Consider the following 10792-nt stretch of genomic DNA (forward strand, 5'->3'; position numbering starts at 1 on the left):
GTTTCCCTGGTCCGATGCGACATCGCCCCGGGCGTAACTCTCCGGCGCGCCGATCGTTCGAGCGCCTCGATGAGGGGAACGGGGGAACGGCGCACGTCAGTGCGGAGCGCCCCGCCACCCGGACACCGGCAGGGCGAACTTGGCGACCAGCCGGTCCGTGAAGGAGGCGTGGTGCAGCCGGGCCAGCCGGACGGGCACGGCACCCCGCCGCACCTCGACCCGCGCGCCCGCCGGAAGCTCCACGGTCCGCCGCCCGTCGCACCACAGCACGCCGTGCGGGGTGTGCGGCTCGACCTCGACGGCGAGCACCGACTCGGGGGTGGTGATGAGCGGCTTCGCGAACAGCGCGTGCGCCCCGATGGGGACCATCAGCAGCGCCTCGACCTCCGGCCAGACGACCGGTCCGCCCGCCGAGAAGGCGTACGCGGTGGAGCCCGTGGGTGTCGCGCAGATCACCCCGTCGCAGCCGAAGCCGGTCACCGGGCGGCCGTCGATCGCGAGGACGACCTCCAGCATCCGCTCCGGCGACACCTTCTGGACGGCCGCCTCGTTGAGGGCCCAGTCGCGGTGCAGGACGTCGCCGTTCTCGTACACGACGACGTCGAGCGTCATGCGCTCCTCGACCTCGTACGCCTTCGTCACGACCCGGTCGACGACCTTGTCGAGGTCGTCCCGCTCGGCCTCCGCGAGGAAGCCGACCCGGCCCAGGTTGACCCCGAGCATCGGCACCCCGGAGGCCCGGGAGAACTCGGCGCCGCGCAGGAGCGTGCCGTCCCCGCCGAGGACGACGAGGAGTTCACAGCCGTCGAGGGCGTCGGAGCAGGCCTCCGGCACCTTCTCGACGGACGGCGGCAGCGGCAGGTCGGAGGCCTCGGCCTCCAGGACGCGGACGCCGATGCCGCAGCGCAGCAGCCCCAGGACGACGAGTTCGGCGCTGCGCACGGCGGCGGGCCTGCCGGTGTGCGCGAGCAGGAAGACGGTGCGTGATGTTCCCGATGGTGCTGCTGCCGTTGAGCTCAACGAGGTCCCTCCGCCACGGCGCGGTCGACGTCCGCCGGATCGAGCGCGGGTGCGCCTGCCCGCAGCCACAGAAAGTACTCGACGTTTCCCGAGGGGCCGGGCAGCGGGCTGGCGGTGACGCCGAGGACACCGAGTCCGAGCTCGGCGGCCCGCCGGGCCACGTTCTTCACGGCGTCGGCCCGGAGTTCGGTGCTCCGCACGACCCCGCCCGTACCGAGCCGCTCCTTGCCCACCTCGAACTGCGGCTTCACCATCAGGACGAGGTCGGCGTCGGGTGCCGTGCACGCCACCAGGGCGGGCAGGACGAGGCCGAGCGGGATGAAGGACAGGTCGCCGACGACGAGGTCGACCGGGACGCCGTCGATCGCGTCGAGCGTCAACTCGCGTACGTTCGTCCGGTCCTTCACGGTGACGCGCTCGTCGCTCTGGAGCGACCAGGCGAGCTGCCCGTAGCCGACGTCGACGGCGACGACATGGGCGGCGCCGGTGCGCAGCAGCACATCGGTGAAGCCGCCGGTGGAGGCCCCGGCGTCCAGGGCGCGCCGGCCCTCGACGAGCAGACCCTGCGGTACGAAGGCCTCGAAGGCCCCGGCGAGCTTGTGGCCGCCGCGCGAGACGTAGTCGGGGTCGGAGTCGTCCTGGACGACGACGATGGCCGCGGCGGTCTCGACCTGGGTGGCGGGCTTGGTGGCGACGGTCTTGCCGACGGTCACCCGGCCCGCGGCGATCAGCTGGCTGGCGTGCTCGCGCGAGCGCGCGAGCTTGCGCCGTACCAGCTCGGCGTCGAGACGGCGGCGTGCCACTCCTGCCACGTTCGGTTCAGCTCCTGTTGTCGTGCGGACGGGGTGCGGGGTGTGCGTCGAGCGAGGTCAGCTCGGCGCGCAGTCCACGGTGTACATCCTCGTACACCTCCAGGTGTCCGTCCGCCGGGAGGTGGTCCACTTCGGCGAGACGCGCCAGGTGGGCGTCGACGGCGGCGTGGCCGGTGAGCTCCCGGTCGACGCCGAGCGGCGCGGGCGCGGCGGGCTCGTGGTCCTCCGCGGCCCCCGTCGCATCGCCCTCGAAGGGGCCCGGCCCGGTCGTCGTATCGCTCATCCCCCGACGCTATCGCGAAGCCCTGGGGTACGGTCGACCGCGATGGCGACGATCACTGAGTGCCGTGGCGCACTGGACAGACTTTCGGACAATCTCTCGCGGGCCGACGGCGACGTGCGGGGTGCGACCGCGCTCGACCGCACCCTGAGCTGCCACGTCACGGATCTCGACACCACCTTCACGGGCCGTCTCGCCGACGGCCGGATCGAGGTCGTGGACACGGTGCCGGGCCCGCCGCCGGCGAAGGCGCAGATCCGGCTCGCGATGACCGGTGACGACCTGGTGGCGATGGTGGGCGGCGAGCTGAACTTCGCGAAGGCCTGGGCCTCCGGCCGGGTCAGGCTGGAGGCCGGCTTCCGCGACCTGCTGAAGCTGCGCGCACTCCTGTAGCCCGCACTCCGCCGCCCCAGGCCCTACTTCCGCAGCGCGGGCTCCCGCTCCGCCGCACCCTCGGCCCGCTGCTTCGTGCGGGCCTTGCGCCCGGCCGGTACGACCAGCGGCGTGCCGGTCTCCGGGTCCTCGATGATCTGGCAGCGCAGCCCGAAGACCCGCTCGACGAGCTCGGCCGTGACGACCTCGGCCGGTGGGCCCTCGGCGACGACCTCGCCGTCGCGGACGGCGATGAGGTGGGTCGCGTACCGGGCCGCGTGGTTGAGGTCGTGCAGGACGGCGACGAGCGTGCGGCCCTGCGTCTCGTGCAGCTCGGCGCAGAGGTCGAGGACGTCGATCTGGTGCTGGATGTCGAGGAAGGTCGTCGGCTCGTCGAGGAGCAGCAGCGGCGTCTGCTGGGCGAGCGCCATGGCGATCCAGACGCGCTGCCGCTGCCCGCCGGACAGCTCGTCGACGTACCGTTCGGCCAGTTCGGCGACGCCGGTCGAGGCCATCGACTCCTGGACGATCCGCTCGTCCTCCGGCGACCACTGGCGCAGCAGTCCCTGGTGCGGGTACCGGCCGCGGGCGACGAGGTCGGCGACGGTGATGCCGTCGGGGGCGATGGAGGACTGGGGCAGCAGGCCGAGGGTCTTGGCGACCTTCTTGGCGGGCAGGGAGTGGATCGACGCCCCGTCGAGCAGGACCCGCCCCTCGGAGGGCTTCAGCATCCGGGAGAGGGCGCGCAGCAGGGTCGACTTGCCGCAGGCGTTGGGTCCGACGATGACGGTGAAGGAGTTGTCGGGGATCTCGACGGACAGGTCGCGGGCGATGACCCGCTGCTCGTACGCGAGGGTGACCGATTCCGCGCTCAGACGCTGCTTCTGCCGACCGGTCATACCCGTACTCCTGTTGTCCTTGTTCGCGGTGGTCATATCCGGCCCGCCTTGCGTTCGGTGACGAGCAGCCAGAGCAGATAGCAGCCGCCGAGGATGCCGGTGACGACGCCGACCGGGAGCTGCCGCTCGCCGAAGGCGTTGGTGGCGATCCAGTCGGCGCTGAGCAGCAGCGCCGAGCCCATGAGGGCGGAGGCGGCGAGGTTGGGGCCGGGCGCCCGCGTCAGCCGGCGGGCCAGCTGCGGCGCGCTCAGCGACACGAAGACGATCGGCCCGGCGGCCGAGGTGGCGACGGCGACGAGCAGCACCGCGGAGGCCATGAGGACGATCCGGGTCCGCTCGACCTTCACCCCGAGGGCGTACGCGGCGTCGTCGCCCATCTCCAGCATGCGCAGGGCGCGGCCGTGGCCGAGGACGAGCGGCAGCAGGACGCAGCAGACGGCGAGCAGCGGCCAGAACTGGGACCAGTCGCGCCCGTCGAGGGAGCCGGTCATCCACACGGTGGCGCGGGTGGCGTCCGCCAGGTTGGCCTTGGTGATCAGGTAGTGGATGACGGAGGTGAGCATGGCGGCGGCGCCGATGCCGACGAGGACGAGCCGGTAGCCGTGCACGCCCTTCTTCCACGCCAGCAGGTAGATCGTCACCCCGGTGACGAGCCCGCCGACGACGGCCCCGCCGGCCGCGGCGGCGGCGCTGCCCTGGAAGAGGACGATGACGGCGAGCGCGCCGACGGTGGCGCCCTGGCCGAAGCCGATGACGTCGGGGCTGCCGAGGGGGTTGCGGGACACCGACTGGAAGACGGCTCCGCCGACGGCGAGCGCGGCGCCGACGAGGACGGCGACGAGGACCCGCGGCAGCCGCAGGTCCATGACGGCGAACTCCTGGACGGCGGTGCCCTTGCCGAGGAGCGTGTCGACGACCTCGCCGGGCGACATGGGGAAGTCCCCGGTGCCGATGAGGACGACGGCGACGGCGACGGTCAGCACGAGCAGGCCGAGGACGGAGAGCGCGGCCCGCGGCTCGTACCGTACGGAGAACCCGCCGCCGGCCCGCAGGGTCTTGGTGGTCACAGCTGGGCCATCCTCTTGCGGCGTACGAGTCGGATGAAGACGGGCCCGCCGATGAGGGCGGTCACGATGCCGACCTGGAGTTCGGAGGGCCGGGCCACGAGCCGCCCGACGATGTCGGAGCCGAGCAGCAGGACCGGCGCGAGGACGGCCGCGTACGGCAGGATCCAGCGCATGTCGGGCCCGGTGATCGCCCGCACCATGTAGGGGACCATCAGCCCGAGGAACACGATGGGCCCGCAGGCCGCGGTGGCGGCCCCGCACATCAGGGTGACGGAGACCATGGCGACGACCCGGGTCCGGTTGATGTTCGCGCCGAGCGCCCGGGCGGTGTCGTCGCCCATCTCCATGGCGTTCAGGGGCCGCGCGATGAGCAGCGCGAGGACGGCGCCCCCCAGGATGAAGGGGGCGACCTGGCGGATGGTCGCCATGTCGGCGGAGGCCAGCGACCCGACGGTCCAGAACCGCAGCCGGTCGAGGGCGGCGGAGTTCAGCAACTGGACGGCGTTGACGTACCCGTAGAGCGCGGCGGTGGCGGCGGTCCCGGCGAGCGCCAGGCGCACGGGGGTGGCGCTGCGGCTGCCGCCGAGCAGATAGACGGCCACGGCGACGACGGCGGCTCCCACGAAGGCGAACCAGACGTAGTCCTTGACGTCGGACACCCCGAGGAACGCGATGGCCGAGACGACGGCGGCCGCGGCCCCCGCGTTCACGCCGAGCAGTCCGGGCTCGGCGAGCGGATTACGGGTCAGGCCCTGCATCACGGCCCCGGAGAGCCCGAGCGCGAGCCCGACGAGCAGCCCGAGGAGGGTGCGGGGGACGCGTACGTCGTGAATGACGACGTCGTTGCCGACACCGCTGTTCCGGAACAGGCCGTGCCACACGTCCCCGAGCGGCACCGGCTTGGCGCCGATCATGATGCTCAGGACACAGACCAGCAGCAGGACCGCGACGGCCACCACCAACCCGACGGCGCGCACGGAGTTGCGGCGCTTCGGAGGCTGGGCGGTGGACGTCGGCTCCGCGCTCGCTCGGGAGGGACTCTCAACCAACACGGAGTTAGGTTAGCCTACCCAATTTTCTTACCCGTGCCCGAGCGTCGACGACCTCACTCCCCACACGCCCCACCGGGGGCCGGGGAGGGGAATCCTCACCACCCCAACAACGCCAACGCCTTCCCCGCGTCCGCCTCACACACCCCGTCCCCCGCGGCCGACCACGCGGCCCCGCACAACGCCCGCACCCCGTCCATCACATCCGCCCCCTCAACCACCTCAAGCACCAACTCGCCCCCACTCACCGACGCCCGCCACCCCCCGCACACCACGGCTCCCCCGCCCTCCGCGACGACCTCCGGCTGCCCGACCAGCAGCCCCCGCAGATCCGCCGCCACATACGTCGGCCGATGCTCCGGCGGCGCCACGAGCAGCTGCGCCACATCCGTCACCCCGGTGAAGACGAGCAGCGAGTCCACCCCGCCGTTGAACGCGCCCTCGATGTCCGTGTCCAGCCGGTCCCCCACCACCAGCGGCCGCTCGGCCCCCGTCCGCAGCACCGTCTCCCGGTGCATCGGCGGCAGCGGCTTCCCCGCGACCTTCGGCTCCGCACGACCCCCCGCCGCGATCCGTACGACCTCCACCGCCGCCCCGTTCCCGGGCCCGATCCCCCGCACCCCCGGAATCGTCAGGTCGGTGTTCGAGGCGTACCACGGCACTCCCCGCTGCACCGCGTACGCCGCCTCCGCGAACCGCCCCCACGGCAGGTCCGGCCCTCCGTACCCCTGGACGACCGCCGCCGGCTCGAAGTCCGCCGACTCCACCGGCACGAGGCCCCGCTCGCGCAGCGCCACCCGCAGCCCTTCGCCACCGATGACCAACACCCGCGACCCCGGCGGCACTTCGTCGGCGATCAGCCGCGCGACCGCCTGCGCCGAGGTGACCACGTCCCCGGCAACCGCCGGCACCCCCAGCTCGGTGAGGTGCGTCGCGACCTCCTCCGGCGTCCGCAGCGCGTTGTTGGTGACGTACGCGAGGTGCATGCCGCCGCCCCGCGCGACCCCGAGCGCCTCGACGGCGTGCGGGATGGCCTCCCCGCCCGCGTAGACGACACCGTCCAGGTCGAGGAGAGCCGTGTCGTACGCCGCGCTCAACGGCACCGCGCTGCTCCCCGGAAGCGTCCTGCCGCCCTCGCCCTGCCGCTCGTGCCCGATCCGCACCGTCACCGCACACTCTCCTCGCCTCGCCGGGTGGAATTCCCCCGCTCCCCCGATCATCGCTCATGCCCGCGCACACATACGATGTCGAGATGAACACCTCAGGTCACGCGGCCGACGCTGTCCGCGACGACACCGCTGGGCTGCGTCTGGCCCCGTTCCGCGGACTCCGATACGTCCCCGAACGGGTCGGCAGCCTCGCCGCCGTGACGTCTCCGCCCTACGACGTCGTCGTACGACCTGACGGACTTCTCCATCTCGAATCGGCCGACCCGCACAACATCGTCCGGCTGATCCTCCCCCAGGCGATCACCGCCGGCACCCGCCACCGCAAGGCCGCCGTCACCCTCGACCGCTGGCTCGCCGACGGCGTCCTCGCCCCGGACCCGGAGCCCGCGCTCTACGTGTACGAGCAGAACGGCGACGGCATCCTCCAGCGGGGCATCATCGGCGCCCTGGAGCTCTCCACCCCGGACGAGGGCGTGGTCCTCCCCCACGAGGACGTCATGCCGCACGTGGTCGAGGACCGCGCCGCCCTGATGCGGACGACGGCCGCCAATCTGGAGCCCCTCCTCCTCACCTACGTCGGAGAGGCGGACGGCGGCGCCGACGCCGTCATCGAGCGCGCGGTCCACCGCGAGCCGCTGCTCTCCACCACCACGGAGGACGGCTTCCACCACCGCCTCTGGGCGGTCACCGACCCCGCCGAACAGGCGACCGTCGCCGCCGACCTCCGCCGCCACCAGGCCCTCATCGCCGACGGCCACCACCGCTGGGCGACCTACCTGCGCCTGCGCGAGGAGCACGCCGCTCCCGGCCCCTGGAACTACGGCCTGGTCCTCCTCATCGACACCGCCCGCTATCCCCTGCGGGTCCGCGCCATCCACCGGCTCCTCAACCGCCTGCCGGTCTCCGACGCCCTGGCGGCCCTCGGCGACTCCTTCCGGGTACGCCGGATCGAGTGCCCCCTGCCGACGGCCCTGGAGGCCCTGGCGACCGCCGCGGCCGAAGGCAACGCGTTCCTCCTCGCGGGTGACGGCGCGTTCCATCTCCTCGACTCCCCGGACCCCGCCCTCCTCGACCGCACGATCCGCACGGACCGCCCCGAGGCCTGGCGCACCCTGGACGCGACCGTCCTGCACTCCACCCTCCTGGAGCACGTCTGGCACATCCCGGACGCGCCCGAGGACATCGCCTACATCCACGACACGGAGGCCGCGGTCGCCCAGGCGGAACGCCGCGGCGGTACGGCGGTGCTCATGCATCCAGTACGGGAAGAGGTCGTACGGGACCTCGCGCGGCAGGGCGTGACGATGCCCCGCAAGTCGACCTCGTTCGGCCCGAAGCCCGCGACCGGCCTGGTCCTGAGAAGCCTCGCGCTGAACTGAGAAGGCCGGGAAAACGAAGAAGGGCGGTACCCCAAGGGGTACCGCCCTTCTCACATCACCACCGGATCAACGAGCGTCGCCGCCGTCGACCTCATCCATCTCGTCGATCTCGTCGATCTCGTCGATCTCGTCGTCGATGTCGCCGTCACGGACATCGACGTCACCGTCGACGTCATCCTCGACATCGTCGACGGCACCCTCGACGAGCTCGTCATCGGAGTCGTCGAAGGCGTCCACGAACTCGACGCCGTCCAGCTCGGCAAGCCGGTCGGAGGCGTCAGTGACACCGTCCTTGTCGGCCTCCAACGCCTTGGCGAACCAGTCCCGCGCCTCGCTCTCACGCCCGGCGGCGAGCAGCGCGTCGGCGTAGGCGTACCGCAGGCGCGCGGTCCACGGGTGAACGGCGCCGGACGCGAGCTCGGGGCTCTGCAGCGTCACGATGGCGGCGTCCAGCTGGTCCATGTCACGACGGGCGCCGGCGGCCACGAGCCGCATCTCGACCTGCCCGGCCTTGTCCAGCTTCTGCACCTCGGGCTCGCCGGCCATGGCCAGCGCACGCTCGGGACGGCCCATGCCGCGCTCGCAGTCGGCCATGACGGGCCACAGCTCGACGCCACCGCTCATGCGACGCGCGGCGCGGAACTCGGCCAGCGCCTCGGAGTACTTCTGCGTGGCGTACGCGGCGAAGCCGGCCGCCTCGCGCACGGCCGCGACACGCGACGCGAGCCGCAGGGCGATACGGGAGTACTCGTACGCCTTGTCCGGCTCCTCGTCGATCAGCTGGGCGACCATGACGAGGTTACGGGCGACCTCCTCGGCCAGACCCTTGGGCAGGCTCATCAGCTCCTGGCGCACGTCCGGGTCGATCTCGTCACCGGTGACCTCCGGCGGGATCGGCAGCCGCTTGATCGGCGCACGGTCGCCACGGTCCCGGTCACGGTCGTCACGCGCCCCGTAGCCACCCCGGTCGTCGCGCCCGCGGAACCCACCGCGGTCGCCGTCACCCCGGTCGTCGCGGCGGAAACCGCCGCCACGGCTGTCGTCCCGACGGTCGTCACGACGGAAGGGAGTCCGCTCGTCCCGACGCTCGTCGCGACGGAAGGCAGGCCGCTCGCCACGGTTGTCGTCCCGACGGAAGCCACCACCGGTGCCACCACCGCGGTTGTCGTCCCGGCGGTCGTCACGCTGGTAGGAAGGCCGCTCGCCACGGTTGTCGTCCCGACGGAAGCCACCACCGGAACCGCCACCGCGGTTGTCATCGCGACGGTCGTCCCGACGGAAGGGAGGACGCTCGCCACGGTTGTCATCGCGACGGAAGCCACCGCCGGTGCCACCGCCACGGTTGTCGTCGCGGCGGAAGGAGGGACGCTCGTCACGACGGTCGTCGCGACGGAACCCACCACCGGTACCGCCACCGCGGTTGTCGTCACGGCGGTCGTCACGCTGGAAGGAAGGCCGCTCGTCCCGACGGAACCCACCACCGGTGCTGCCACCACGGCTGTCGTCCCGACGGAAGGGAGGACGCTCGCCACGGTTGTCATCGCGACGGAAGCCACCACCGGAACCGCCGCCACGGCTGTCGTCACGGCGGAAGCCACCGCCGGTACCGCCACCACGGCTGTCGTCACGACGGAAGCCACCGCCGGTACCGCCGCCACGGTTGTCATCGCGACGGAAGCCACCGCCGGTACCGCCGCCACGGTTGTCATCGCGGCGGAAGGGAGGACGCTCGCCACGGCTGTCATCCCGACGGAAGCCACCACCGGAACCGCCACCGCGGTTGTCATCGCGACGGTCGTCACGCTGGAAGGAAGGCCGCTCGTCCCGACGGAACCCACCACCGGTGCTGCCACCACGGCTGTCGTCACGACGGAAGGGAGGACGCTCGCCACGGTTGTCATCGCGACGGAAGCCACCACCGGTGCCACCGCCACGGCTGTCATCGCGACGGAACCCACCGCCAGAGCCACCACCGCGGTTGTCGTCACGGCGGAACCCACCACCGGTGCCACCACCGCGGTTGTCATCGCGACGGAACCCACCACCGGTGCCACCGCCACGGTTGTCGTCACGGCGGAACCCACCACCGGTGCCACCACCGCGGTTGTCATCGCGACGGAAACCGCCACCGGAACCACCACCACGGTTATCGTCACGGCGGAAACCGCCACCGGAACCACCACCACGGCTGTCATCACGGCGGAAGCCACCACCGGAACCACCACCACGGCTGTCATCACGGCGGAAACCGCCGCCGGAGCCACCGCCACGGTTGTCGTCCCGACGGTCATCGCGACGGAAGCCACCACCGGTACCGCCACCACGGTTGTCGTCACGGCGGTCGCCACGACGGTCATCGCGCTGGTGGGAGGGTCGGTCGTCGCGACGGAAGCCGCCACCGCCGCCGCCCCGGTTGTCGTCACGGCGCGGCCCGCGGAAGCCGCCCCGGTCGCCACCGCCGCCGTCGTTGCGACGCGGCTCGCGCTCCGGACGGCCGTCGGGAGAGTTGGTGGACATGTGGGTGACTCCTGTCTTCGGGTACTGCAGTCATTCTCGCGCAGCCGGCACTCAGCCGCGCATCGGGAAAATCAAGCGAAAAACAAAAGGACCCCTGGTCCAGCGTGAACGCTGGGACCAGGGGTCCAGAAATATTGTTCGGCGGCGTCCTACTCTCCCACAGGGTCCCCCCTGCAGTACCATCGGCGCTGAAAGGCTTAGCTTCCGGGTTCGGAATGTAACCGGGCG

10 protein-coding genes, 1 rRNA gene and 1 pseudogene are annotated in these 10792 nt (G+C 72.2%); 2 read left to right on the forward strand and 10 right to left on the reverse strand.

From position 1 onward, the window contains the following. Nucleotides 1–96: 96 nt before the first annotated feature. From ACZ6K0_RS26090 to ACZ6K0_RS26100, 3 genes are read right to left on the reverse strand one after another with little or no spacing between them, the layout of a single operon-like run. Nucleotides 97–1020 (reverse strand): NAD kinase, encoded by a 924-nt coding sequence (locus tag ACZ6K0_RS26090; RefSeq protein ID WP_024757739.1) that lies wholly within the window; start codon nt 1018–1020, stop codon nt 97–99. Continuing rightward, complete coding sequence (locus ACZ6K0_RS26095; protein WP_376407244.1) at nt 1017–1832, reverse strand: TlyA family RNA methyltransferase; 816 nt, start codon at nt 1830–1832, stop codon at nt 1017–1019. The genes ACZ6K0_RS26090 and ACZ6K0_RS26095 overlap by 4 nt, the downstream gene beginning before the upstream one ends. A gap of 7 nt (nt 1833–1839) precedes the next feature. Further along, entirely contained in the window at nt 1840–2115 is a 276-nt protein-coding gene (locus tag ACZ6K0_RS26100) for a hypothetical protein (RefSeq protein WP_469234384.1), read from the reverse strand. Nucleotides 2116–2157: 42 nt separating this feature from the next. Here ACZ6K0_RS26100 and ACZ6K0_RS26105 point away from each other — a divergent pair, with 42 nt between their 5' ends. Then, complete coding sequence (locus tag ACZ6K0_RS26105) at nt 2158–2505, forward strand: SCP2 sterol-binding domain-containing protein (RefSeq protein ID WP_469234382.1); 348 nt, start codon at nt 2158–2160, stop codon at nt 2503–2505. Nucleotides 2506–2528: 23 nt separating this feature from the next. Here the strand turns inward: ACZ6K0_RS26105 and ACZ6K0_RS26110 are convergent, their stop codons facing one another. The 4 genes from ACZ6K0_RS26110 to ACZ6K0_RS26125 all read right to left on the reverse strand — a co-directional run bounded on the left by ACZ6K0_RS26110 (nt 2529) and on the right by ACZ6K0_RS26125 (nt 6668). Further along, on the reverse strand, nt 2529–3383 hold the full coding sequence (locus ACZ6K0_RS26110; protein ID WP_469234380.1) for an ABC transporter ATP-binding protein: 855 nt from the start codon (nt 3381–3383) through the stop codon (nt 2529–2531). Nucleotides 3384–3415: 32 nt separating this feature from the next. After that, on the reverse strand, nt 3416–4450 hold the full coding sequence (locus ACZ6K0_RS26115) for a FecCD family ABC transporter permease (RefSeq protein ID WP_469234378.1): 1035 nt from the start codon (nt 4448–4450) through the stop codon (nt 3416–3418). Continuing rightward, on the reverse strand, nt 4447–5406 hold the full coding sequence (locus tag ACZ6K0_RS26120; RefSeq protein WP_469234676.1) for an iron chelate uptake ABC transporter family permease subunit: 960 nt from the start codon (nt 5404–5406) through the stop codon (nt 4447–4449). The genes ACZ6K0_RS26115 and ACZ6K0_RS26120 overlap by 4 nt, the downstream gene beginning before the upstream one ends. Before the next feature lie 191 nt (nt 5407–5597). Then, nucleotides 5598–6668, reverse strand: coding sequence for an HAD hydrolase-like protein (locus ACZ6K0_RS26125; RefSeq protein WP_469234376.1), 1071 nt, complete (start codon nt 6666–6668; stop codon nt 5598–5600). A gap of 83 nt (nt 6669–6751) precedes the next feature. Here ACZ6K0_RS26125 and ACZ6K0_RS26130 point away from each other — a divergent pair, with 83 nt between their 5' ends. Next, a complete protein-coding gene (locus ACZ6K0_RS26130) occupies nt 6752–8047 on the forward strand; it encodes a DUF1015 domain-containing protein (RefSeq protein ID WP_469234374.1) in 1296 nt (431 codons plus the stop codon). A 66-nt stretch (nt 8048–8113) separates the two neighbouring features. Here ACZ6K0_RS26130 and ACZ6K0_RS26135 read toward each other — a convergent pair whose 3' ends face one another. From ACZ6K0_RS26135 to rrf, 3 genes and pseudogenes are all read right to left on the reverse strand, one after another. Then, nucleotides 8114–8947, reverse strand: a complete 834-nt coding sequence (locus tag ACZ6K0_RS26135; protein WP_469234675.1) for a tetratricopeptide repeat protein — start codon at nt 8945–8947, stop codon at nt 8114–8116. A gap of 462 nt (nt 8948–9409) precedes the next feature. Beyond that, nucleotides 9410–10564, reverse strand: a pseudogene (locus tag ACZ6K0_RS26140) (hypothetical protein); the annotation flags it as partial. Nucleotides 10565–10700: 136 nt separating this feature from the next. Further along, nucleotides 10701–10792, reverse strand: a 5S ribosomal RNA gene (rrf, locus tag ACZ6K0_RS26145); the annotation flags it as partial.

The organism is Streptomyces sp. NPDC042346 (genome assembly GCF_055581845.1).